Annotated in this window: 20 protein-coding genes; 10 read left to right on the top strand and 10 right to left on the bottom strand. The window is 40.1% G+C overall.

What is annotated here, in order from left to right:
* Positions 1-12: 12 nt before the first annotated feature.
* The gene (locus H5160_RS06045) at positions 13-513 is read left to right on the top strand and encodes a DUF3299 domain-containing protein (protein WP_004335523.1); all 501 of its coding nucleotides are present in this window, start codon (positions 13-15) and stop codon (positions 511-513) included.
* A 69-nt stretch (positions 514-582) separates the two neighbouring features.
* Here H5160_RS06045 and mutM read toward each other — a convergent pair whose 3' ends face one another.
* Together mutM and H5160_RS06035 are read right to left on the bottom strand one after the other, a co-directional pair.
* A complete protein-coding gene (mutM, locus tag H5160_RS06040; protein WP_004335526.1) occupies positions 583-1,392 on the bottom strand; it encodes a bifunctional DNA-formamidopyrimidine glycosylase/DNA-(apurinic or apyrimidinic site) lyase in 810 nt (269 codons plus the stop codon).
* On the bottom strand, positions 1,392-1,907 hold the full coding sequence (locus tag H5160_RS06035; RefSeq protein ID WP_004335529.1) for a hypothetical protein: 516 nt from the start codon (positions 1,905-1,907) through the stop codon (positions 1,392-1,394). Before H5160_RS06035 ends, mutM begins: the two co-directional genes overlap by 1 nt.
* A 118-nt stretch (positions 1,908-2,025) precedes the next feature.
* Here H5160_RS06035 and H5160_RS06030 point away from each other — a divergent pair, with 118 nt between their 5' ends.
* The gene (locus H5160_RS06030) at positions 2,026-2,952 is read left to right on the top strand and encodes a manganese-dependent inorganic pyrophosphatase (RefSeq protein WP_004335532.1); all 927 of its coding nucleotides are present in this window, start codon (positions 2,026-2,028) and stop codon (positions 2,950-2,952) included.
* A 202-nt stretch (positions 2,953-3,154) separates the two neighbouring features.
* On the opposite strand, the gene rpmG is transcribed toward H5160_RS06030, so the two are convergent.
* The 3 genes from rpmG to radC form a co-directional block, all read right to left on the bottom strand.
* Positions 3,155-3,310, bottom strand: coding sequence for a 50S ribosomal protein L33 (rpmG, locus tag H5160_RS06025; RefSeq protein WP_004335545.1), 156 nt, complete (start codon positions 3,308-3,310; stop codon positions 3,155-3,157).
* A gap of 11 nt (positions 3,311-3,321) precedes the next feature.
* A complete protein-coding gene (rpmB, locus tag H5160_RS06020; protein ID WP_004335549.1) occupies positions 3,322-3,558 on the bottom strand; it encodes a 50S ribosomal protein L28 in 237 nt (78 codons plus the stop codon).
* Positions 3,559-3,832: 274 nt separating this feature from the next.
* On the bottom strand, positions 3,833-4,507 hold the full coding sequence (gene radC, locus H5160_RS06015; protein WP_007581936.1) for a DNA repair protein RadC: 675 nt from the start codon (positions 4,505-4,507) through the stop codon (positions 3,833-3,835).
* Between the two features lie 144 nt (positions 4,508-4,651).
* Between radC and coaBC the strand changes: the two genes are divergently transcribed.
* The 3 genes from coaBC (at position 4,652) to H5160_RS06000 (ending at position 9,453) form a co-directional block, all read left to right on the top strand.
* The gene (coaBC, locus tag H5160_RS06010) at positions 4,652-5,845 is read left to right on the top strand and encodes a bifunctional phosphopantothenoylcysteine decarboxylase/phosphopantothenate--cysteine ligase CoaBC (protein WP_182737063.1); all 1,194 of its coding nucleotides are present in this window, start codon (positions 4,652-4,654) and stop codon (positions 5,843-5,845) included.
* A 111-nt stretch (positions 5,846-5,956) separates the two neighbouring features.
* Entirely contained in the window at positions 5,957-6,544 is a 588-nt protein-coding gene (gene slmA / locus H5160_RS06005) for a nucleoid occlusion factor SlmA (protein ID WP_004335558.1), read from the top strand.
* Positions 6,545-6,684: 140 nt separating this feature from the next.
* Positions 6,685-9,453: a prolyl oligopeptidase family serine peptidase gene (locus tag H5160_RS06000; RefSeq protein WP_182737062.1), complete on the top strand. Its 2,769-nt coding sequence runs from the start codon at positions 6,685-6,687 to the stop codon at positions 9,451-9,453.
* A 285-nt stretch (positions 9,454-9,738) separates the two neighbouring features.
* On the opposite strand, the gene H5160_RS05995 is transcribed toward H5160_RS06000, so the two are convergent.
* The 4 genes from H5160_RS05995 to H5160_RS20580 form a co-directional block, all read right to left on the bottom strand.
* Positions 9,739-10,896 carry an ROK family transcriptional regulator gene (locus tag H5160_RS05995; RefSeq protein ID WP_002957728.1) on the bottom strand — a complete coding sequence of 386 codons (1,158 nt, stop codon included), beginning with the start codon at positions 10,894-10,896 and terminating at the stop codon, positions 9,739-9,741.
* 74 nt (positions 10,897-10,970) lie between these two features.
* The gene (locus tag H5160_RS05990; RefSeq protein ID WP_039488287.1) at positions 10,971-12,212 is read right to left on the bottom strand and encodes a glycerate kinase; all 1,242 of its coding nucleotides are present in this window, start codon (positions 12,210-12,212) and stop codon (positions 10,971-10,973) included.
* 10 nt (positions 12,213-12,222) lie between these two features.
* On the bottom strand, positions 12,223-13,803 hold the full coding sequence (locus H5160_RS05985; RefSeq protein ID WP_182737061.1) for a sodium:solute symporter: 1,581 nt from the start codon (positions 13,801-13,803) through the stop codon (positions 12,223-12,225).
* A 197-nt stretch (positions 13,804-14,000) separates the two neighbouring features.
* Positions 14,001-16,442 carry a TonB-dependent receptor domain-containing protein gene (locus tag H5160_RS20580; protein WP_182695562.1) on the bottom strand — a complete coding sequence of 814 codons (2,442 nt, stop codon included), beginning with the start codon at positions 16,440-16,442 and terminating at the stop codon, positions 14,001-14,003.
* A gap of 196 nt (positions 16,443-16,638) precedes the next feature.
* Here H5160_RS20580 and H5160_RS05975 point away from each other — a divergent pair, with 196 nt between their 5' ends.
* From H5160_RS05975 to H5160_RS05960, 4 genes are all read left to right on the top strand, one after another.
* Positions 16,639-17,940, top strand: coding sequence for an MGH1-like glycoside hydrolase domain-containing protein (locus H5160_RS05975; RefSeq protein WP_182737060.1), 1,302 nt, complete (start codon positions 16,639-16,641; stop codon positions 17,938-17,940).
* Positions 17,941-17,956: 16 nt separating this feature from the next.
* Complete coding sequence (locus H5160_RS05970; protein ID WP_182737059.1) at positions 17,957-18,934, top strand: carbohydrate kinase; 978 nt, start codon at positions 17,957-17,959, stop codon at positions 18,932-18,934.
* Positions 18,931-20,130, top strand: a complete 1,200-nt coding sequence (locus H5160_RS05965) for an AGE family epimerase/isomerase (RefSeq protein WP_182737058.1) — start codon at positions 18,931-18,933, stop codon at positions 20,128-20,130. Before H5160_RS05970 ends, H5160_RS05965 begins: the two co-directional genes overlap by 4 nt.
* Positions 20,131-20,483: 353 nt before the next feature.
* Positions 20,484-21,563, top strand: a complete 1,080-nt coding sequence (locus H5160_RS05960) for a DUF4238 domain-containing protein (protein ID WP_182737057.1) — start codon at positions 20,484-20,486, stop codon at positions 21,561-21,563.
* 197 nt (positions 21,564-21,760) lie between these two features.
* Here H5160_RS05960 and H5160_RS05955 read toward each other — a convergent pair whose 3' ends face one another.
* Entirely contained in the window at positions 21,761-22,945 is a 1,185-nt protein-coding gene (locus H5160_RS05955; protein WP_182737056.1) for an NAD(P)/FAD-dependent oxidoreductase, read from the bottom strand.
* Positions 22,946-23,273: 328 nt separating this feature from the next.
* Between H5160_RS05955 and H5160_RS05950 the strand changes: the two genes are divergently transcribed.
* A complete protein-coding gene (locus tag H5160_RS05950) occupies positions 23,274-25,400 on the top strand; it encodes a S8 family peptidase (RefSeq protein WP_154903589.1) in 2,127 nt (708 codons plus the stop codon).
* The last annotated feature ends 50 nt before the right edge of the window (positions 25,401-25,450 follow it).

The following is a 25,450-nucleotide window of genomic DNA, read 5'->3' as shown; positions in this document are numbered from 1 at the left end:
TTTAGGTATTTTATGACATTTTTTAAAACAGCTTTTCAATACATTGCTGCTATTAGCTTATTATTTATAAGCGTAGCGAGCTATGCCAATCCACCAAAAGAAATTTTTTGGGAAGACTTAATTCCCAAAGGTCATATGCAAATAGACACTCAAGCACAAGCTAATCACGAAGGCAGCGATCAAAACTGGGTGCAACCCGATTTAGATGCTCCAGTGGTAAAAGCGCTTGATGGTCAATCGGTAAGTTTGCCAGGTTTTGTTGTGCCACTTGAGGGCGATAGCGAAGTCATTACTGAGTTTTTACTCGTGCCTTATTTTGGCGCCTGTATACACGTACCACCACCACCGCCAAATCAAATAGTCCATGTAACGATTAAAGGTGGTGTGCCTATAGATAGTCTGTACGACGCAATCGTTGTAACCGGAATAATAAGCACAGAAACATGGTCGGGCGAAATCGCGCAGGTAGGATATAAAATGAAGGCAGTCGGTGTAGCACCGTTCGAGCTTTAAAATAAAGGGCCCGCTTTTAAAGCTGGCCCTTAAATCTCATTAAATTTAGAGTCAGTAAAATTCAAATAACTACTTTTGGCAATTTGAGCAAAAAATAGTACTGCGTTGCCCTAATCTAATTTCTTCTAATTCGTTTTCGCACGTCATACATGGCTTACCTTTGCGCCCATATACTAATAACTCTTGGGCAAAATACCCAGGCTTACCATCACTTTGTGCAAAGTCTTTAAGCGTTGTACCACCTTGTGTAATAGCCGCCGCAAGCGTGTCTTTTATAATAGGGATAAGTGCTTGATAACGTTTGAGCGATACTTTTCCCGCTTCTCGCTTTGGATGTATACCCGCTTTGAATAACGATTCATTCGCGTAAATATTACCAACACCAACCACCACTGCGTTATCCATAATAAATTGCTTTACGGGTACTTTTTTATTGCGCGATTGTTCGTACACGCGTTTAGCAAAAAAATCATCGGTAAGCGGCTCAGGACCAAGCTTAGAGAGTAGCTTATGCACTTCACCGGGCTCTTGCCATAAGCAACAACCAAAACGACGAGGATCGTTTAAGCGCAGCGCTTTACCGTTGCCAAAAATAAACTCTACATGGTCATGCTTTTTAAGCGGCTCACTTTTATCTACTACACGCAAATTACCTGACATACCCAAATGTAAAATAGTGCTCCCAAGCTCACAATGTAAAAGTAAATATTTAGCTCGTCGCTCAATACTTGTAACAATTAGCCCTTCAAGTTGATACACATCATCGGGCACTGGCCAGCGCATACTGGCATTGTAAATATTTACCTTTGTAACAACTTGGTTTTGTACGTGGGGAGTGATACCCATTCGGCTCACTTCTACCTCTGGTAATTCAGGCATTAATTAGACTCACTTTGTGAAAAATCAAAACTAGGGAATAACTGCTGAGCAGTTTTTAAATCGAGTGCGAGTATTCGCTGGCTTCTCTTTTCGAGTAAATAATATTGTCCATCGCCTTTGTAGAGCAAATAAACCCACGGCATACTTTCGCCAGCCAACTCAAATGTAGCAACGTATAAAGGTGCATTAGGATTAAAAACAACAGACTCATTAACCCCCATTAGCGCCGCGCTTTGCCATTGGTTAACTAAATCACTAAGCTGCTGCTCAGAAGCTTTCCACACGAGCGGTATATCTTTTTGTAGTGGTGTTGTACGCCAACTTGTTCCTATTCGCTCAATTTTTTGATCAACAAATTGCAGTGTAAGTACAAAACTTTGCTGGGGGAGTACAGCTTGTAACGCTGGTTTATCCTCCCCTCCTAAAAATTGCTTATGCCAGCCATTTAAAAAGAAGATCATAATCAACATCGAAAATATTATAACGTTGTTCCAACCTTTACGGCCCAGTCGCATATAAATACACCTAATAAATTCAAGATTTTAAAGTGTAACTAAAACTTAATTGCGCTGTCTATATGTTAAAGGCCGCAGACTTTGTTAGAATATCGGCAAATTTAAAGGAGTTCCGTCAATGTCTATGTATGTAGTGGGCCATAAAATCCCAGATTCAGATTCTATTTGTGGTGCAATTGCACTGGCTTATTTAAAAAACCAAATTGATGAGCCAGCAATTCCAACTCGTCTTGGTGAAGTTTCACCTGAAACTCAATTTATCCTTGATAGATTTGGTTTTGAAGCACCAGAGCTTAAGTTAAGCTACGCTGGTGAAGATGTGTATATTGTAGATCACACAGAAAAAACACAAGCACCTGATGATATCGACCAAGCTCGCGTTGTTGGTGTGGTAGATCACCATAAATTAGGTGACTTAACATCATCGACTCCGCTTGAATGTTGGATTCGTCCTGTTGGTTGTTCAAACACCATTATTAAAATGATGTATGACTTCTACAACGTAGAAATCCCTAAAGACATCGCTGGTATCATGATGTGTGCAATTTTAAGCGACACAGTTATATTTAAATCGCCAACATGTACCACAGCCGATATTAAATGTGTTGAAGCGCTAGCTGAAATTGCAGGCATCGAAGACTTTAAAGAACTTGGTATGGATATGTTCCGCGTTAAATCTGCGGTAGAAGACACACCAGCACGTGATTTAGTAATGCGTGACTTTAAAGATTTCAACATGAACGGTAACCTAGTAGGCATTGGCCAGCTAGAAGTAATCGACCTTGCTGTTTTTGACGATATTAAAGCAGACCTTGCAGCCGATATTGCTAAGCTAAAAGTTGAGGGCAACCGCCACTCTGTATTTTTACTGCTTACCGATATAATGAAAGAAGGCTCAGAAATGCTAATTGTATCTGACGATGCAAACTTAGTTGAGCAGGCTTACGGTGTAAAACCAGAGAATGATAAAGTATGGTTAGATGGTGTACTGAGCCGTAAAAAGCAAGTAGTACCACCACTACAAGATGCATTCACAAAAATCTAATGATACCAATTTTATTAAAAACATGATTATTTTATCGCATTAAATAAATCACTAATTTAATGCTATTGGTATAACGTTTTTTGATTTAAAAGCCTTGTTGGTTATGCCAACGAGGTTTTTTTATGTCAATTCGCTAATCATAGTTTAAAAACAAAAAACCCAGCCTAAGCTGGGTTTTTAAATTCTAAAAGAAGAACTAAAATTACTTAATTTTAGCTTCTTTAAAAAGAACATGTTTACGAATCTTTGGATCAAACTTTTTGATTTCCATCTTCTCAGGCATGTTACGTTTGTTTTTGTCAGTAGTGTAGAAAAAACCAGTACCGGCAGTTGAAACTAAACGGATTTTATCGCGCATGATTCAGATCCTTAAACTTTAACGCCGCGAGCACGGATTTCTGTAAGAACCGTGTCGATGCCTTTTTTATCGATAATACGCATACCTTTAGTAGTAGTGCGTAATGTTACAAAACGTTTTTCACTTTCAACCCAAAAACGGTGTGTTTGTAGGTTAGGTAGGAAACGACGTCTAGTCGCGTTTCTCGCGTGTGAACGGTGATTACCAACCGCTGGACGCTTACCTGTAACTTGACATACTTTAGACATGTCTATATATCTCCAATAACTTCGCTCGAGCTTAATTTAATCTAAGGCCGTGTATTTCCGCCCTAGAGATAAATCGAAGGGCGCTCTTTATACAGCTTTTACAGGCAAAGATCAAACACTGATCTATCCAATCAGCTCATATATGTAAATTTGATAGCGGCTAATTATAAAGATCGAATGCCCTTAGGGAAAGTAAAAACTGCATTTAAATTAAACTAATTTGCCAAAACACGTTAAACAGCTCATTTTTAACACACTTATGTGTCTAACAAAGCTAAATCAGGCCTCGCTCGGCAAACGAAACACAGGTTTCTCCACCAACAATGATGTGATCGAGCACACTTATGTCGACCAATTGCAGTGCTTGCTGCAATTTATTAGTAATAAGTTTGTCTGCTTGGCTCGGTTCTGCAATACCACTTGGGTGATTATGCGCAAAAATAACAGCGGCTGCATTATTTTTAAGGGCAGCCTTTACCACTTCACGCGGATAAACACTGGCAGAATTAATTGTGCCATAAAAAAGTATTTCGTCTTTTACTAATCTATTTTGGCTATCTAGGTATAACACCATAAATACTTCTTGTTGCAAGCCTCGCATTTGAATTGTTAGATAGTCATAAACTGAGTTAGGCGAATTAAACACTGCATCTCGTTGGCAACGCTCCTGCATATAACGTTGGCTTAGCTCTAATACAGCTTGTAGCTGCACATACTTAGCGGTCCCTAACCCCTTTTGAGAGCAAAACTCCTCAATACTGGCATTAAACAAATTATGTAGGGTTTTATTTTCATTTAATAGATGCTGAGCCAACTCAATTACATTCATTCCTGGTAACCCTGTTCGTAAAAATATGGCAAGGAGCTCAGCATCAGTAAGCGCTTTAGCTCCTTTCGCGATGAGTTTTTCACGAGGTCGAAGTGAGTTTGGAAGTGAAGTAAGTTGCATTGTTCATCCTTGAGAGGCGAAAGTGTCTTATAAATGTAATGCAAATTTAAAATTTAGCCTGTTATTTCGAATTAAAAAACTTCGCTGTACGGGTAAAGATTTGTTATTTTAAGCCCAATATTTAATAAAAACTGATGAACATTCATGACTAACTTAACAAACAAAAAAATTGTACTAGGTATTACCGGCGGTATTGCAGCTTATAAATGCGCAGAACTCGTTAGGCGATTAAAAGACGCTGGTTGTGAAGTAAAAGTAGTTATGACTGAATCAGCTAAACACTTTATTACACCACTGACCATGCAAGCCGTTAGTGGAGAAACAGTCTCTGACTCATTACTAGACCCTTCTGCTGAAGCTTCAATGGGGCATATTGAATTTGCAAAATGGGCTGACTTAATTTTAGTTGCCCCAGCTACCTGCAATATTATTGCAAAAATGGCAGCGGGCATTGCTGACGACCTATTAACAACGTTACTGCTAGCAACGCCTGCAAAAGTAGCCGTAGCACCAGCCATGAACCAGCAAATGTATGGACACGCAGCTACACAAGCAAATTTAGCCACATTAAAAGCACGTAACGTACTTATTTGGGGCCCAGGTAAAGGTGAACAAGCCTGTGGCGATATCGGCGCTGGGCGCATGTTAGAGCCACATGAGCTAGTTGCACTATGTACAGCAAAAGAGCAACCGCAATTACTTGCAGGAAAAACAATTACAATAACTGCAGGCCCAACGCGTGAGCCTCTCGATCCGGTACGTTTTATATCAAATCACAGTTCTGGAAAAATGGGTTATGCACTAGCAGAAGCAGCTTTGCAATTCGGTGCTAAGGTTAATTTAATTTCGGGCCCTGTCACTATAAAAGCCCCAACTGGCGTAAACCTTATTAATATAGAAAGCGCTGAGGAGCTATTAACTGAGTCACTTACCTATGCATCACAATCTGATGCTTTTATAGGTTGCGCTGCTGTTGCGGATTATCGAGCTGCAAACATTGCGACTCAAAAAATGAAAAAGCAAGGCGACGAACTCACCCTTACTTTAACTAAAAACCCTGACGTAATTGCAGCTATTGCAAACCTTACACAAAACCGCCCTTATACGGTTGGATTTGCCGCCGAAACTCAAAATGTAGAAAGCTATGCTAAAGGTAAACTACAAAATAAAAATCTAGATATGATTTGCGCTAATGACGTATCAAAAAGTGGCTTAGGGTTTAATTCCGATCATAATGCTTTAACACTGTACTGGCACAATGAACAACTAGAATTACCAACAACAAGTAAAGTAGAAATAGCTCGCAAGGTGATCGAACAGCTGGCTAAACATCTATAAAAAGGCTGGAAACAAACTGAATAAAACATTAACATACGCCAATCATTTGAACAAAAAATGACTAGGGTTCTTAACTGCGCCACTAAGAATAACTAATAAAAAGGAATGTTCATGCCTGCGACAAAAAGAAGTAATCGCAAAGAGCAAATACTGCAAGCACTCGCACAAATGTTAGAAACTAATTTAGGCCAACGCATCACTACAGCAAAACTAGCTGCTGAGGTGGGTGTGTCTGAAGCCGCGCTATACCGTCACTTTCCGAGCAAAGCGCGTATGTTTGAGGGCTTAATTGAGTTTATTGAAGATACCCTTTTATCTCGTATAAATATTATTATTGAAAACGAAAAAGAAAGCCAAACGCGCATTTATAACATTCTATTATTACTTCTAACCTTTGCTGAAAAAAACCCAGGTATTACTCGTATTTTAACGGGCGATGCTCTGCAAGGTGAGCAAGAACGTTTACGCGAACGTGTACAAACCTTGTTTGAAAAACTAGAAACTCAGTTTAAACAAGTACTTCGTGAGCGCAAATTACGTGAAGGTAAAAACTTTCAAAGTGATGAGCTTACACTTGCAAACTTTTTACTTGCCTACGTTGAAGGCAAAATGAATCAGTTTGTACGTAGCGACTTTAAAGCAAAACCTAGTGTTCAATTTGAAAAACAATGGCTTGAGCTACAAAAAATTTGGCTGTAATGTTTGCTAAATTAATAAATTGAATACTAAAAAACGACCTGCGGGTCGTTTTGTCGTATGTAGCTGCCATTTATCTGATCCGCTCGAATTATGAACCAAACTCGTTACAATGAAACAATGTCATAATACGAGAATCAATAATGAAAACAAAACTCACCTTATTAAGCACGGCACTCGTTGCCAGCTTAACTAGCACCGGCATACACGCCAAAGAATCGCTACAATTTAAAGACGTATTTAGTTTTAAATCAGCTAAAAGCACACAACTATCTGACAATGGTCAAGTACTCACTTTTAGTGCAACGCCGTATCGTGGAAATGCAACTGGTCAAGTTTACTCACTACAAAGCAATACACTCATCGCAGAAGTAGAACGCGGCACTAAGCCTCATATTAATAAAGCCGCTAACTGGGTCGCTTTTACACAAGTACCTACCTTACTTGAAAAAGAAACAACCAAAAAAAAAGACACACTTAAAAACAATCTGGTACTCGTAAACACACAATCAGGTGCCCAACAAAGCTTTGCTAATGTAAAAGATTACACGTTATCTGATGACGGTATGTGGCTTGCTTATCGTTTAAATAAAAAAGACGATGACGCAAAAGTAGAAGATAAAACCGATAGCACTAAAAACGAAGAAGACAACGCTATCACGTCCGATAAAAAAGATAAGAGCTATGCGCTTGTTATCGTAAATTTATCTGATAAACGCACCCATACAATAGAAAACGTATTTAGCTACGCTATTAACTCAGCTAACAGCCAGCTATTAGTGAGTCAAAGTTACAGCGATGGTAATAACAACCAAATAGCGTTAATTGAGCTCAGTGACTTTAATAGCAGCGTATTAATTGATGAACCGGGCGTAATCGCAAATAAAATAGCGTGGCACCCCACTGACAATATTGCAGCGTTTACATTGGGTAACTATGTAAATGATGACACACGCCGCCGAAACTACACTTTACAGCTATATAAAAACGAGAAGCTCTCAACTATAGATTCACCTAATAAAACATGGACGTTAGGGAAAACAGCCACCCTTGAATGGTCAGAAAATGGCGAGCGCTTATATTTTGAAAACCATCCAAAATTAGCAGCTAAAGTAAAAGCTAAAGAGTATACCGACGAAGCTTCATTGTACGACTTTGATACCATACGTGAGCATAAAGGTCTTAATGTATGGCACAACAACGATGCGCAAATAAAACCACGTGAAGAGCAGCAATGGAACGAAGTTAATAAAAATCGCCATTACAGTGCGGTGTATCACGTTAACTCGCAAAAAGTTGCGCAACTTAGTACACCAAACATGCCCGAGGTTGCACTAAACCCTCAGCGAGATGTGTCTTTACTTGGCTCATCTAACATCCCCTACCTAGAAAAAATAATGTACGGCGGTTTTTTTGCTGATTACTTTGCAGTAAATATACACACCGGTAAACAAACTCCAATTATAAGTAACTACCCGTTTAGACCGAGCCTTGCCCCTAATGGTGAGTTTGCAGCTTATTTTAGCGATAGCCAAATACAGTTAAAAGATTTAAAAAATAATAAAGTAACACCGCTTACAAAAGCGATTCAGGCAACCTTTGCTGATGATAAACACGACTACCCATCTACTCAACCTGGTTATGGTTTTGCAGGTTGGATGACCGATAGCAGCCAAGTGCTTGCTTATAGTAAATACGATATTTGGGCGTTTGATGTAAAAACTAAGCAAGCTAAACGCCTAACTAATGGTAAGCAAAGCAATACGCAGTACCGTGCTATTAAGCTTGATAAAACCCAAGTGGGCTTTAAAAAAGGCGATACATTACTTGTCTCTGCTATTAACTTACAAACTAAACAAAGTGAAGTTGCAAAGCTCGACTTAACCACTAACACACTAACTAAGGTGCTTAGCGGTAATAAACGCTTTGATATGGTTAAAAAAGCCAAAAAGGCTGACAAGTACTTATTTACCTCGCAAACTTATAGCCAATTTCCTGATTACTACCAAACAGATTTTAGCTTTAGCGCACCAAAACAAGTGACCACGCTAAACCCACAAATTAGTAATTTTGCGTGGGGCGAAAAACCAGAGCTAATAAGCTATAAAGGGTTTGATGGCGAAGACCTACAAGGCGTACTAATAAAACCAGCGGGCTATAAAAAAGGCGATAAAGTGCCTGTGGTTGTGTATTTTTACCGTTACATGAGCCAGCGTATGTTTGATTTTCCTAAAATGGAATTAAACCATCGCCCTAACTTCCCTATGTTTACCTCAAACGGTTATGCGGTATTTTTACCTGATATTCGTTTTGAAATAGGTCACCCAGGTAAATCGTCAACGCAAACCATGATAAACGCCACCCAAAAATTAATAGATTTAAGCATAGCTGATAAAAACAAAATTGGTTTGCAGGGTCACTCTTGGGCAGGTTATCAAAGTGCGTTTATGATCACCCAAACAGATATGTTTAAAGCGGTTGTATCAGGTGCGCCAGTATCAAACATGACCAGCGCGTATAGTGGCATTCGGCTTAAGTCAGGTCTTGCACGTCAATTTCAATACGAAACAGGGCAAAGCCGTATAGGTAAAAACTTATTTGAAGCACCAGAGCTTTATATAGAAAACTCACCGGTCTTTTTTGCAGACAAAGTTAATACGCCTATTTTAATCATGTCTGGCGATAAAGATGATGCTGTGCCTTGGCATGAAAGCGTGCAGTACTACTTAGCGCTTCGTCGCGCAGGTAAAGATGCAACCTTTTTACAATACGAAGGTGAACCACACCACTTGAAAAAGTTTCCTAATCAGGTCGATTTTTCAGTACGTATGATGCAGTACTTTGATCATTACTTAAAAGGCAAACCTGCTGCAAAGTGGATGACACAAGGCGAAGCATTCGTTGAAGAGTAAATAACCCACACAAAAAAGCCGATATTGCATAAAACAATATCGGCTTTTTTGTTTTTAAAATTTGTATTTCTTATACCAATTCGCTTAATTAAATAAGCTATTTTGAGGCTGGAAAAACGTGTTGATAGCTAGGCAAAAAATTCGATATTTAGTTGTTCTCGGCAATTGCTCCTGCATTGCTCTACCTTCTGCATCCATGCAGTCGTAAATGAGAATTTTTTAACGCAGGTAACGACACGTTTAGCCCCGCAAAATGATTAAGTATTATTGCGGATTGGTATTAAGCTACAAACACAACTCTCTAAATGGCAATGTGGCTGCGCCAATTGATACCGGAAAATTATCAATATTAGATACCACCAGCTTTGGCATAGGGCGTTTAGCGCCACGTCTAAATTGTGCATAAACCTCAGTTCGTGCAATAACTTTTTCAGCCAACTCTTTTGGAATATGGCCACCAATAATAATCGCTTCAGCATCTAATAATGCAGAGCAACAGGTTGCCACTAAATCAAATGAGTCTTGAACTTTAAACAGCCACTCTTCAACACCTGGCCAATCGGGGTCAAAGTTGTCATGCAGGTCGTAAATAGAAGTAACCGCTACGCCATTTTTTTTCAAAATACGTTTTAGTAATTCAAGATTGGGGTGGGCATATAATTTTGGCGGTAGCATGTCGCCAAGCTCACCTGCGTTTCCGTATGTACCGCGCAGTACGTCGCCATTATTTACAATACCACCACCAAATGCGGCCGACACAAACATATAAACAAAGTTTTTATACTCGCGTCCAATACCAGCAACACCTTCACCTGCGGCTGCGCCTGTAGCATCGTTAACAACCCAAGTAGGGAGTTGAAAATGCTGCGACACAATATCGATAATATCAACCTGCGACCACTCTTCTAGCATATGGTGGGTATTCATTTTCCCATCCATTGAGCTAAAAAAGCCAGAGATACCCACGCCCATTCCCAGTACTTTTTCACTTGGAATGTCACGCTCCGCGCTTATATCTTCTACCAGCTTTTGTGCACATTTAAGCACATTATTAATGCTCATATCCGACATTAGCTGCATATGGGTGTAAACCACCTTCCCCGTAAAATCCATTACAGCAAGCGAAATAGCATCAAGCAAAATAGCTAAGCCAAAGGTAAATCCGTAATCGGGATTAAGGGCAATGCCAAACCCAGGCTTACCTTTTTTATTAGGAATTAGCGTATCAGTTTGTACAATTACACCGTGTTGGGTTAACGACTTAAGTAAACGCGACACAGTTTGCTGTGGAATACGAGTTGCGCTCACAATATGACTTTGGGTTACGCACTTTTCCCAAAACACCACTTTTATAATATCGCGCTCAATATCTTGAAATAGCTTTTCGCCTTTTCCAAGCTCAAAACCAGAGCGTAATAAGTTACTGTTGTTTAACGAAAACATAGGTATTAACCCTAACAAAATTGGAGCATAAGATTACGTGAAACCATTATAAAGAACAAGTGGGCAAACTGCGCCTACTCAATCACTATCACTCTAAAATCATTCACATTTGTGTTAGTTGGCCCAGTAATAATTAAATCATCAATGGCTTTAAAAAACTGATGGCTATTATGACCTTCTAACTGTGCGTGTAAGTTTTCGCCAGCGTCTTGTGCGCGAGCAATTGTACTGCTATTTATATACGCACCCGCTACATCTTTACTACCATCTACACCATCGGTATCACAAGCAAGTGCGTAAATACCCGCTTCGCCATTAAGTGCCTCAGCCAACGCCATTAAGTATTCTTGATTGGGCCCGCCATCGCCATAAATATCAGCAACGGTTACGGTAAGCTCGCCACCAGAGAACAACATAACGCGCTTGCCTTGGGCTTTTTGATCAAGAGCGATAGCCGCATGTTGCTTTGCAACCTCTTTAGCCTCGCCTTGAATATCATACCCTAGTACCTGAGTTTCCCAGCCTTGATGCTGTGCAACACCTATTGCGCTATCAATAGCATGCTGCGCATTTGCAACAATAAAGTACTCCCCCACGGTGTCAGCAACTCGTTCTTGCTCTGGTTTTAATAAATGCGCTTCAACCTCTGCTATTACCGGCCAATTGTACTTTTGTAAAATAGCCAGTGCATCGGCTTTGGTACTGCCATCGCTAATAGTAGGGCCTGATGCTATATCACTTGGTTTGTCCCCTACTACATCTGAAATAATGAGCGTAACATAATCCGACTTAGCGGCCTGCGCTAACTTACCGCCTTTAACAAGTGACAACTGCTTACGCACTACATTTATTTCATCAACGCTTGCACCACTTCTAAGTAAAAACTGATTAAGCTTTTGCTTTTGTGAAAAAGGCACATCATCAACAGGTAGGCACATCAACGACGAACCGCCCCCCGAAATAATAAACAAAATAGGAATATCAGCCGGATTATTTTTTACAAGCTCCAATAACTCTTTGCCAGCTGCTAAGCTGTTATCGTCTGGTGTTGGGTGGTTTGCACTAAGCACTTTAATTCGCCCAGTATCGCCGCTACTTTCGTAGCCATAACGCGTTACCACTGCGCCAAAACATTTATCACCATAAAAGCGATTAACTTCGGCAGCCATTTCAGCGGCGGCTTTACCCGCCCCTACTACACACAAACCTTTGCTTGCATCTATATTTTCTAAATACTTACTCATGCAAGCACTTGGTTTACAGGCATTTACCGCAGTGGTAAATAAATCAATTAAAAACGACTTTTTAGAATCCATTAGTCACAGCTCACGAAAAAATTGAAGGAATAGCTAAACAAATTAATATCATCACAACAAACATGCTAAGTAGCATAACGATATCTTTGCCAGTTAAAATTGAGTTTGATACGGTCTCGGCATTTTGTACTTTTGTGACTTCGTTTACTTCTCTTGGAATTAAACGACTCGTAACATAAATAATCACCGCAGCGCTTACAAAACCAATAAAGTTCCACCAAAACCAAAAAACATCTGGCGCAAATACCGACACCAACAAATTAATTAATACACCACTAATTAAGCCAATATTGGCATGCAATGCAGCACTGCGTTTACTTAATACAGCAACTAAAAATACCGCCAGTATTGGGCCATAAAATAACGAGCCGACTTTGTTAATAGCTTCAATAATGGTCGGCGCAATGTCACCGGCAAAAAGTGATAGTACTAAGGTAATTGCGCCCCATGCTAAACCTAAGTATTTAGCTAACTTTAAGTAAGATGGTTGGTCTAGCTCTTTATTAGATATACGGCTGTAATCTTCAATACTTACCGCCGAAAGTGAATTAATTGCAGAGCTAAGTGACGACATCGCTGCCGACAAAATAGCGACAACCAATAAACCAATTAAGCCATGCGGTAGGTAATCTAAAATAAATATAGGCATCATCCAATCAGGGTTATCTGCTGGAATTTTTGCTAAAAATTCAGGGTTACTCATTGCCAGAGTGCCAACAATTAAACCCGACACGCAATATAAAATGGTAATAGGGAAGCGCACTACACCATTTGCTAAAATCATGTAGCGTAGATTTTTAGGATTCTTTGCACTGAGCGCACGTTGCGCTTGAGTTTGGTCACACCCGTAGTAAGAGGCGTAAAGTACCACACCACCAAAAATCATCGGTAAAAAGCCAAAGCCATCACCGCTAAAACCAAATGAATCAAACTTAATCGCTTCTAATCGGCTCGAATCAACATTGGCAATAAAGGTATCAACCCCACCTAAGTGATATAGTCCAAATCCAATACAAGCAATAGTACCCAGTACAATGATGATCATTTGAATTGCATCACCGTACACTACAGCTTTCATCCCACCTTGCAGTGAATACAAAACGGTTATAACACCCGTTAATACAATAGCTTGCCATGCTTCTATTCCCATGGTGCCTTGTAAAATAAGCGATACCGCGTAGATCATAATGCCGGTGGCAAACGCACGGCTAAATTGAAACACCACACTAATAAGCACACGGGTTGAGCGGCCAAAGCGCATCTCTAGATAGTCGTAAATACTAACAATGCCGCTTTTATAAAGCTTGGGTAAAATAGTCGCTAAAATTAAGATCATCGCCAGCGGAACACCCAACTCATACGAGAGCCATTGCATACCACCGCCTTCACGCAAACCAACAAATGCAGGAGCCGAAATAAAGCTAATAGCCGAAAGCTGAGTGGCCATTACCGACAAAGCCAAAGGTTTCCAACCTAAGCTTTTACCCCCTAAAAAGTAATCACTTTTATTGGTTTGTTCGCGTAGCATAAATCCCATTACCAATAAGGCACCAAGATAAAGAGCAACTATTGAAAAATCTAATATATTCATAATTTATTCGCGTATTCACAATATGAAAACACTGCGCCTTTTCAAAATTAAAATACCAAACGGCTACCTGCCCTTACCTTTTTGAATAAACGAGCCTAGTCAAAAAGATAAACCTGTAGCTAACTTAGCTGAAAAATGCATCACAATGCAAAAAGCCTATTAACCCCAAAGTGAGTTAATAGGCATAAAGCATTTATTTAAAAGTCGTATTTAACTCTTAAAGTAACGCGTCGTGGGAGAATTGGGCGACCTACAAAGTATGGGTTATCTGCCGTTTGGCTGTTACCTAGACGAGGCGAACCTTCAGTAACACCGTCAGAATCAAACAGGTTAAATACCCCAACGCTTAAGCGTACTGTTTGCTCTGGTGCAACTTGCCAGTTATAGCCTGCATCAAATCTAAATAAGTGGAATGAATCAAGTTCTACCGAGTTTGAGTCATTTGCAAAGTTTTTACCGGTAAAGTTATGGTAAATCGATGCATCCCAGTTATCTGCGGTGTAGCTAATAGATGAGTTAAATAATATTTTTGGTTTACGACGTAATTCGTTACCAATAATAGAAGGGTCTGAGTCAAATTCAGTAAATTCGTGATCGGTATAGGTCATGTTGGCATCAACAGCCCACTCATCGGTAATATCGTAACGACCGGTAAGCTCAACACCCGTTGCTTTAGTTGATTGCATAACTGGCAGCTCTAATACGCCCCCATTACCATCATTTACAAAGTCTACGCTGCGTCTGTCTTTTAAGTCAGTTCTAAATAACGCAATGCTACCGCTAAAATCGTTATCAAAAAACTTAACACCTAGCTCGCCTTGCTCAACAATTTCGGCTTCGTAGCTGGCAGGCTCGCCTAAATCATTAAACTGAATACCTCTAATTTCTGGGAAGAAAAACCCGCGAGATGCATTGGCATATACATTTAAATTATCAGTTAAGCGATATAACGCCGCCCCTGATACAGCAAATTCAGACGTGTCGACTTCGCCGTAAGTCATTACACCACTGCCCGTAGTGTTAACTTGTAAGTTAGGTGCAAGCGTTGGATCATCTGAAATCTGAACTACTTGGCTGCCTTCACGACTAATTTTTCCTTCAATTTCTTCGTAGCGAACACCAAAGTCAAAAATCCAATCGTCACTTTCCATTTGATCCGCTACGTACAATGCTCTGCGGGTAGCGCTAATGGTTTGGTTAGTATAAGAAATGCCTGGGCCACTAATACCATTTTGAGTGTACTGAACCTCATCGCCATTAACATCGGTATACGTTAAGTCGATTAAGCGAGGGTTGTTATTAAACTCACCTAAGTAAGTTGTAATAACGTTATCGTCGTCGGCTTCACTGTGCGAGAAAAATGTACCGACTGTAATATCATGGCTAAAATCACCTACAAAAATACTTTTGATGATATTAAATTCTGCAGAAAAATCTTCAGCTGGGCGGTCGCGGTCTAAAATACGGTTAGCAAATAGTAAGTCATCACTTGCAAGTGCGACACCTGAATTAACATAAGAAAACTCAGCACCGCTTGCATCACCTAGCCCTCTGTTAGCTAAGAAGTCGTCTTGGCTTTCAGGTACATTAATAATACCGTCGCCGTCTAAAAATAAATTAAATTCGTGTTGGTATTTAGCGTATTTACTGCGCATATTAATGGCAAAATCGTTAGCGAGTTCTTTTTCAAACACTACTGAAATAGAGCCACCTTTAGTAACTACACCATCGCTGATTGGCGATTCATAACGACCATTTGCTGTATCGTACGTTAAGTTAGATACTTGCGCCGTTTGCAGTGATTCGACTTCACGACCATCGTTACCAATTAAGCGCTCGCGGCTGTCGCCATCAAGTGGAATAGGTAAGTAAAACTGAGCTTGGTCGTCAATGTACTGTCCGTAAACAGTAAATGAGCCAGAGCCATCATTAAATTCTTTACGAATATTACCACGCAACTGTGTACCTTTAGTCTCAAGGCCTGTATCTAAAGGACCCTCGTCGTAGCGGTAAAAACCAGAAAGCGCGTAATATAAGCCATCTTCGTTAAGTGGACCGCTCGTTGCAAAATCTAAGCGAGTACGTCCTTGATCAGAAAGCTCCATTTGTACGGTACTTTGCGGATCGTCACTGCCCGTTTTAGAAATATAGTTAATAATGCCGGCCACAGAACCTTGACCAAATAAATTAGATACCCCACCACGCACAAACTCTACGCGCTCAATACCCAAATCATTACGGTAATACACATCAAACGCTGATGAGTTCAAACCAAAAACACTCAAACTAGGTGAACCATCATAAGACAGCGGCGTAAACTGAAACTGACCCGATGAAGGTAGTCCTCTAACTTGTAGGTTAGTAGCGACTTCACCGCCACCGCCTTCTACTTTAATACCCGGAATATAGCGAAGCACATCCGCTTGGCTACTTGAAGACAGCTTTACCAGCTCGTCTTCGCTAATAGATGTTACTGATTGAGGAGTGTCTGAAATAACACGCCCTTTACTGGTACCAGAGACGATAATACGCTCAACGTTGTTAGCTTTTTTTGCTGTATCTGGTGCAGCTTCTTCTGCTGCATAAGCGCCCTGTGCAAGGCATAAAGATACAATAGAGGCGATCGTTGTTTTATTCACGGGTATTCTCCAATTGTGCTAGTTGTCTGTGTGTATTTACTTAGAGTGTGGCTAAGCAAAGCCGAAATAATCAAGTAAACATGTTAGTTTTTTGTTACTTCGAACAGGATTTAAGCACAGAAAAAAAACATTTACAACCCATAATGAGTGCTTTAATATTATCCAAATCGGAAATAACACACAAAGAGCACCCAATATGACTACTATAAACAGCGGTAAAATTGACTCAGCAACGGCTTCATCGCTTGCAGACCTTGCTACTAAAACACTTATAGCAAACGACTTAGGTGGCTATACAGTACCAACACATGGCCTATACCCGTTTCAGTGGAACTGGGATTCAGCCATTACAGCGCTAGGCTGGATGAAATCAGACGAAAGCCGCGCATGGCAAGAAATTGATGTGTTATTTTCAGGCCAATGGGATGATGGCATGGTGCCGCACATCTTGTTTCATAAAGATTCTAATACTTATTTTCCTGGTCCTGACGTATGGGGTTCGGATAAAAAAATTAAAAGTACATCTATTTCACAGCCGCCAGTAGTCGCCACCGTAATGAAAGAAATGCTTGCCAGCGCGAAAGATAAAGCACTTGCAGAACAAAAAGTTAAAGCGTTATTTTCACAAGTAGTTGATTATCATTTATGGTGGTACAACGACCGAGATCCTGAAAAAACAGGTTTAGTAGTAACCTACCACCCGTGGGAATCGGGCATGGATAACAGCCCATCGTGGGATGATGCTCTTCATGCTGTGCCATGTGTAGATTGGGAATATACGCGCCGTGATACAAGTCATGTAGATTCTTCTCAGCGTCCACATAAAAGTGAATACGACCGATTTTTATACCTTGTAGACTTTTTCAAACGTAACAACTTTGACAGCAAAGTAATCTACGAAACCTGTCCGTACAAAATGAATGACCTAGGTATTATTGCTATTTTGCACCGTGCAACCAAAGATTTACTCAAAATGGGTGAACAGCTTGGCTTAAACGATGCTCGTACTGATTACTTAGCACAGCGTTTACAAATAACAGAGCAAGCCATAAACACTTTATGGTGTGAACAAAGCCAGTACTTTTATTGCAGAGATGTACTAACTAACAGTTTAGCTAAAGTTAAAACATCAGCTGCGCTATTAACTGTATATGCAGGTTTAACAAGCGATGAGCAAACTAAAATAATTAATACAGCCACTGAAGATTTTATTGAGTCGAGTCAATTTAGTGTGGCATCTACTCACCCTAAAGAAGAAAAATACGAGCCACAACGCTACTGGCGTGGCCCGATTTGGTTACACATAAACTGGATGATAGCCACAGGCCTTAAAGAAGCAGGTTTTGTAACAACGGCTGAAAAAATTCAAGATGACACTCGCAACCTTGTTGTTAAGTCAGGCTACTACGAATACTTTAACCCAGAAACAGGCGCAGGCTGTGGTGGTAAAGATTTCTCGTGGACAGCGGCAATAGCACTGCATTGGCTACTTGACTAACAACTAAGGCAACATCATGAAACACACAATATGCTTTGGTGAAGTACTGGTTGATTTACTTTCAAATAAATTGAGCCAAAACAGCAACGAACACGAAGCGTTTACAAAGTTTGCAGGCGGTGCGCCTGCAAACGTAAGCGTTGCCATTGCAAAGCTAGGCGGTAATGCCTACTTTGCAGGAATGCTAAGCACTGATAGCTTTGGCGACTTTTTACATAACGCATTAAAAGAGCAAGGTGTAAAAACCGACTTTATGCGTTTTACCAACCAAGCAAAAACAGCTCTCGCGTTTGTATCACTTGATAACGACGGCGATCGCACATTTGAGTTTTACCGTGATAACACCGCCGATCTGCACTTTAGTAATAATGACTTTAGTCGCGAATGGTTTGAGCAATGCGATATTTTTCATATTTGCTCAAACACATTAACCGACAAAAACATCAGAAACACCACCGCTTACGGTGTTAAATTTGCAAAACAAAATAACTCAATTGTGAGCTTTGATATTAACTTGCGCCTTAATTTATGGCCAAGTGATGCCAACCCTCGCGAGCATATTTTACCGTTATTAAAAGACTGCTCAATTATTAAAGCCTCAAAAGAAGAGCTTGAATACTTAGCGGGTGAGCAATCGAGCGATGAGTTTATTGCCCAAACACTTAATAACGGTTGTGAGCTATTTGTAGTTACCGATGCAGGCAACCCTATGCATTGGTATACAAAAAATGCCAAGCAAACGCTTCACCCTAAGAAGGTTACTATGGTTGATGCCACCGCTGCAGGAGATGCGTTTGTAGGTGGACTGCTGTATCAACTAGGCTTACAAAACCTGACACCCAGCTCTTTTAGCGAGCTTTGCAACACGCCCGAAACACTAAATACTATTTTTGAATTTGCTTCATTATGTGGTGCTCATGCCGCATCTTATAAAGGAGCGTTTACCTCCTTACCTAACGAAAAATCGCTTAACGATTTTAGGAGCGCACTATGAAAAGTACACCTGATAATTTTAAAAGCCGTGAATTTTTAACGCAGCACATTAGCGACACGTTAGCGTTTTATGAGCCAAATATTGACGATGAACACGGTGGTTTTTACCAAAACTTTTCTGATAACGGTGAGGTATTTGATAAACACACGCGCCATTTAGTAAGCTCTACTCGTTTTGTATTTAACTATGCGCGTGCGTACCAAACCTTTAATGACGAAAAGTACCTAAACCGTGTTAAATCGGGAATTGAGTTTATTCGTAAGCATCACCTTGTTGAGCAAACAGGCGGCTATAACTGGTTATTAAAAGTTGAAAACGCTCAAGCTACCGTGCTTGATAACACCAATCATTGTTATGGCTTTGCATTTGTTATTTTAGCGTACAGCTGGGCATATCGCGCAGGTGTTACAGAGGCGCGCGAATACCTCAACGATACATTTCAAACAATGGAAACACATTTTTGGGATGCAAAAGCCGGTTTATATAAAGATCAGCATAACAGCGACTTCACAAAATGTGATTCATACCGCGGCCAAAATGCCAATATGCATACTTGTGAAGCACTTATTGCCGCTTATGAAGCCACAAAAGACGAAATATTTTTAAACCGTGCGCTCACACTCGCCGACAACATGGTTAACCGCCAAGCTAATTTAATGGGCGGATTAATCTGGGAGCATTACGATATAAATTGGCAGGTCGATTTAGAGTACAACAAAGATGATCCTAAAAACTTATTTCGTCCGTGGGGCTTTCAACCTGGCCATCAAACAGAGTGGTCAAAACTGCTTATGTTTTTAAATAAGCATAAGCCACAAAAATGGCTTATTGAACGCGCTCAAGCCTTATTTGATAACTCAATAAATGTAGCATGGGATAAAAAGCACGGCGGTATTTGCTACGGCTTTGCCCCTGATAAAACTATTTGCGATGACGATAAATACTTTTGGGTTCAAGCCGAAACTCTGTGTTGTGCAGCGTATCTTTATCAAGCAACAGGGGATGAAAAATATCAGCAATGGTATGACAAAGTTTGGCAGTATTCGTGGCAGCATTTAGTTGATCATAAATACGGAGCCTGGTTTAGAATTTTAACCGCTGACAATAAAAAAATAGACACGATGAAAAGCCCAATAGGTAAAACTGATTACCATACAATGGGTGCCTGTTTTGATGTGCTCGAACTATTAAAGTAACTATGTAGTTATAACTTTTACAGTGTTGTGTAGACCTTTTAACCGCCAGCTTGGCGGTTTTTTTCTTAATGGGTGGCCAAAATCACTGTACCACTTGTATCTTGAGGTTTTGGATGCAATCTCATCAGAGAAACAAACTCAGGCTAAAAGATAAATACCGACATGAGTTAGATGTTGCCAATCAAAGGCTAGATGAAGCGTATGCAGAGCAAACAATGCTGTTAACTGCGATGATGAATTTTCTAGATATAGAAGATAGAATTAGATTATTACGAGAATCAAAACCTAAGATCGTTAGCATTAAATAGCTAGAGGTTATTAATAATTGCCGCTACATTGTAGGGAAAATATAAATGAAAAAGATAACAAGGAAGCAGCACTTCGTACCCAGGTGTTTACTTAAAAACTTTAGCTATAACGATGGTGCTATTAATATATTCGATTCAACTAGGAATAAGTTACGGCCATCTAATGTTGGAGCTGAACTATTCGAGAATAACTTCTATGATAAAGACAACACGATCGAAAATTTTTTGCGTGATTATATTGAAGGGCCAGGCGCTCAGGCTTTAAAAATAATTACAAGGGAAGTTGATGGACAATTGGATTTTGAAGGGCGAGTAGACCTTCTTCGGTTTATTTTAGTTCAATTAAGCCGTACACCAAATGCATATTCTTCCTCGCTAAATAATATTGACAATTATTTTAATGAATTAATAAATCAATTAGGTCAATTAAATGGTTTTGATAAAGAAGCTCTAGACGGTATAAAAGTTTCTTTTGATAACCCAAAATATTTTCTTCAACTGCAAACACTGGAAGCTGCGCTCAAAGTGCCTCTTCTCTTAGATTTAGAGTGGCACATACTAATTAATGAAACAGCCACTGAGTTTGTGATATCAGATCATCCTGTGGTTCATTACAACTGGCATCTTCGTAACTTACACTCAATAGATATCAGTGGTTTGTCTAAATGTGGATTGCAAGTTTTCTTACCAATATCAAGCACTATTACCTTATGTTTATATGATAGTAAGATCTATAAAATGGGAGCTAAAAATAGTTCCTGTACCATAATTGAAAACTTACCAGATATACATCTGCTAAATGAACTTCAATTTAGGAGTCGAGGCTCATTTATTGTTTTTAGGTCTACAGATGACTCAAACTATGTTAAAAAAATGAGCGATAAGCTTCCAGCGAATAGCATTTATAGTAATACAGTAAAAGCCATAGCTCCCACAATTATTGGAAGGGAAGCTAAAAGTAAAATCACCCTCTGGCGTAAATCTTATATTTTTGATAGATGGTTGTCATTTTGCAAAGTTAAAAACAAGAAAAAAAGTCAGGATATAACCTGTTATGATCGAATACCTGAAGAATTAGCTAAACATGAACAATTCATTAAAGAAATGAGGTCAAAAAAAGAATAAAAATATGACTTATTTGCTTGTTTTTCAATCGCTATTTTATTGCTTTTATGACTTAAATTATGACTTTATTTTTAAGGAATAAAATACATTAAATTCAAGTGGTTAACTTTTAATCATATTTTAAATAATATTTTTTACCAAGGTTAAGGGGTGAAGCGATCACCCCAAGGTTACAAACTTTATTGTCTCTACACAACCTAAGCATACTGCCCACAAGCAAATCCACAGCTCCACGCATATTGGAAGTTGTAGCCTCCAAGCCACCCTGTTACGTCAGTTACTTCGCCTATAAAGTATAGGCCTTTAGCTTTTTTAGCTTCAAAGGTTTTTGAGCTCAACTCGTCGGTATCTACACCGCCCAATGTTACTTCTGCTGTTCTATAACCTTCTGTGCCATTGGGTTTAATTTGCCAAGCGTGAATGTAATTTACCAGCTCATCTATTTGAGCATGGGTAAGCTGATTAATATTACAATCTGGTATCGCTTTGCTTTCGTGCAGTATTTCTATAAAGCGTTTAGGTAAAATAGTCGCAAGGCTATTTTTTAAAGACTTTTGGGCTTGCGTTTCTCGCCAATCAGCAAGTTGCTGCCTTAAATCAATTTCAGGTAATAGGTTTATAATTACAGCCTGCCCTGCTCGCCAAAATGAGCTTATTTGCAATATTGCTGGGCCCGATAACCCTCGGTGAGTAAAGAGGATGTTTTCTTTAAATACGGTGCCGTCTTCGCTTGAAACTTCACAGGGAATGCTAATTCCCGAGAGCCCTTCAAAACGCTCTTTATCATGCTGATGCAAAGTAAATGGTACAAGTGCAGCCATAGTTGGTAACACGCTTAAGCCAAACTGTTCTGCAATTTTATAACCTATTGGTGTAGCCCCTAGTTTTGGCATAGTTAAGCCACCTGATGCTATAACTAACGACTCACAGCTTAAGGTTTCTTGCTCTGTGGTAACGCTATAGCCGGTTTCGGTTTTTGATACGCTGATCACTTCGTTGCGTAGCTTTATATTTACCCCGGCCCACTCACATTCGGTCAGTAAAATATCAACAATGTCTTGTGCATTGTTATCGCAAAAAAGCTGACCTAGTGTTTTATGGTGATACGCCAAGCCATGTCTGTCTACCAGCTCAATAAAGTCATGCTGTGTATAGCGACTTAAACATGATTTAACAAAATGAGCATTTGCGCATAAGTAGTTATCAGGGGTTGCGTTTTCATTTGTAAAATTACAACGCCCACCACCACTTATTAAAATTTTACGACCTGGTTTTTTCCCCATATCAAGTACTGTAACGCTTCGGCCACGGTATCCAGCTTGCGCTGCACACATTAATCCTGCAGCTCCCGCACCTATTACAATTACATCTACTTGACTCATTATTTTACCCTACTAAAAAATTTTTCCGATTATAGCAAAGTTTGATAGCTAACAACGTAGCATTTAAATTATTAGCAATAACACAACAAAAACGCATCAGTAATAAGTCGGGAATAATTACCCGCACAATAAACCAACCCTTTATACTTATTTTTAATTTATATGACAAATACTAAACAACGAGTAAACCGCTAAAAACCTGAGTTATAACTAAATGAAAGAGGTACATAATAAATTGATATTTTAACCTAGTTAACAGATCGTTTACTTTTGTTCCCGCATCGTGATCCTACATCACGAAATAATAAATAAAAATCTAGGGATAATTATGACAACAAGTAAAACTTTTAAAAGATGCGCAATTGCAATTACAGTTAGTACGCTTTTTGCTGCAACATCTGGCATGGCTCAATCAGTTTCAAGTTCAATGGCTGAAACATCGGCTAAACTACAAAGCCAAGGCGGTTTCGAAACTCAGTTCATTATTAAATATAAAAATAATAACGAAATGGCGAGCCTCTCAACTGCAGACGCAAGCCCAGCTAGCATGAAAAAGCGCGCACAAAGCTTTGTTAAAAACTTCGCTTCTAAAAAAGGCAAAGTAAAAGCAAAATACGTTCGTGCAATGGCACTTAATAATCATCACGTAATGCGTGCTGATAAAAAATTAAGTGCGGCTGAGGCCCAAGAGTTTATGCAAGAAATGGTTGATTCTGGCAATGTTGAATACATTGAAGTGGATCAAATGCTAAAGCCGTTTTCAACTCCTAACGATCCACGTTTTGATGACCAATGGCACTACTACGAGCAAGCCGGTGGTTTAAACTTACCGACCGCATGGGATACCGCAACGGGTAGCGGTGTAGTTGTAGCTGTACTAGATACGGGCTACCGCCCTCATGCTGATTTAAACGCTAATATTTTACCGGGTTACGATATGATCTCTAACCTTTCGGTAGCTAATGACGGTGGTGGTCGCGATAGCGATGCACGTGATCCTGGTGATGCAGTTGCTGCGAATGAATGTGGTACTAACGGTGCACAAAACTCTAGCTGGCATGGCACGCACGTAGCAGGCACAGTTGCTGCGGTAACCAATAACGGTGAAGGTGTTGCAGGCGTAGCTTATAACGCAAAAGTAGTGCCTGTTCGTGTACTAGGTAAGTGTGGTGGTTTAACCTCTGATATTGCAGACGGTATTATTTGGGCATCTGGTGGAAGTGTTTCAGGTATTCCTGCTAACTCAAACCCTGCTGATGTAATTAATATGAGTTTAGGTGGGAGCGGTTCATGTAGCTCTACAACTCAAAATGCAATTAACACAGCACGTAGTAACGGCACTGTGGTAGTTATTGCTGCAGGTAACGATAACGATAACTCAGCAAACTACAACCCAGGTAACTGTAACGGTGTAGTAAACGTAGCCTCAGTGGGCCGTAATGGCGGCAGAGCTTATTACTCAAACTACGGTAGCAATATTGATGTTGCAGCACCAGGTGGCGCACAAAGCTTTGCAAACGACTCTGAAGGCGTTCTATCAACTTACAATTCAGGTTCGTCTACACCTTCAAGCGACAGCTATGGCTTTTCACAAGGTACATCAATGGCTGCGCCCCACGTAGCAGGTGTTGCGGCACTTATTAAGCAAGCAAAGCCAGATGCAACGCCTGACGAAATAGAAAGTATTTTAAAATCAACTACCCGTTCGTTCCCTGCAACATGTACTAGCTGTGGTACGGGTATTGTTGATGCTGCCGCAGCTGTTGCAGCAGCAAGTGGCGGCACTACTCCACCTACCGGTGGCGATAGCGAGCTTATTAATGGTGAAGCTAAAACAGGTTTAAGTGGGGCTGCAAATGCACAAGCATTTTACACGATGACAGTACCAAGCGGTGCAACTAACGTAACATTCACTATGAGTGGTGGTACTGGCGATGCTGATTTATACGTACGTGCAGGCAGTAAACCTACAACTACTACCTATGATTGTCGTCCATATAAAGGCGGTAATAGCGAAGAGTGTTCTATTGATAACCCTACTGCGGGAACTTACCACGTAATGCTTAACGGCTACTCTGCGTATTCAGCTGTTAGCTTAGTAGGTAATATTACTGGTGGTTCATCATCGGGTGGCGGTTCAGGTACTCCACAAGCAGGTGGCGGCACTATAAGCGATGTGTCAGCCAATACTGGGCAGTGGAAACATTACACGTTAGATGTACCAGCTGGAATGACTACGTTTACAGTAACAACATCGGGTGGCAGTGGCGATGCTGATTTATTTGTAAAATACGGTAGCCAACCAACAGCAAGCTCATACGATTGCCGCCCTTATAAAAATGGCAATGCAGAAACATGTACATTTACTAATCCACAAGCTGGTACTTGGCACTTAAGCGTTAACGCTTATAGCACTTTCTCTGGTTTAACGCTTAGCGGGCAATACCAACCGTAATTTAAAGTTTGGGCCTTTAATAAAAAAACCGATGTTGCTGCCAACATCGG

It is taken from the genome of Pseudoalteromonas sp. SG43-4 (genome assembly GCF_014164325.1).
Classification (GTDB): domain Bacteria; phylum Pseudomonadota; class Gammaproteobacteria; order Enterobacterales; family Alteromonadaceae; genus Pseudoalteromonas; species Pseudoalteromonas distincta.
This window is presented reverse-complemented; position numbering and strand designations above follow the sequence as displayed.